Origin of the sequence: Corynebacterium sp. 5QC2CO (assembly GCF_024580435.1) — a bacterium.
Taxonomy (GTDB): domain Bacteria; phylum Actinomycetota; class Actinomycetes; order Mycobacteriales; family Mycobacteriaceae; genus Corynebacterium; species Corynebacterium jeikeium_D.
Genome location: NZ_JANIKI010000037.1, coordinates 1 through 395 on the forward strand (window position 1 = coordinate 1; position 395 = coordinate 395).

Annotated in this window: 1 protein-coding gene; it reads left to right on the forward strand. The window is 71.1% G+C overall.

The features are described from left to right. A partial coding sequence (locus tag NQ014_RS10835) for an Hpt domain-containing protein (RefSeq protein WP_257075342.1) occupies positions 1–260 on the forward strand: 260 nt, incomplete at its 5' end. Between the last annotated feature and the right edge of the window lie 135 nt (positions 261–395).

The window sequence follows — 395 nt, forward strand, 5'->3', positions numbered from 1 at the left end:
GCCTGTTGCAGGCCAGCGAGGGTGACCTGGCCGCCGCGCAGCGCGCCGTGCAGGCTGGCGACCGCCAGGCTGCGGCGCTGCACCTGCATCGCCAGGCCGGCGGGCTCGGGGCGATCGGGGCCACGGCACTGGCCCAGCAGGCCAATGCCCTGGTCGAGCGCCTGCACGATGCGGCAGAGGCCGATACGGCGCCGTTGTTCGCCACCGTAACGACGTTCGTGGCGCGGCTGCAGAAACAGCTGCAGCGCCTGGCTCACTGAGCCGACTGCTGCTGCAGGTAGGCGATCACCAGGGCGCGGCGTTCTGCGCTGGGGAAGGCGTTGTACATGCGGGTGCCCGGCACCAGGTGCGTGGGTGACTGCAGGAAGGTATCCAGCGTCTGTGCGGTCCAGGTG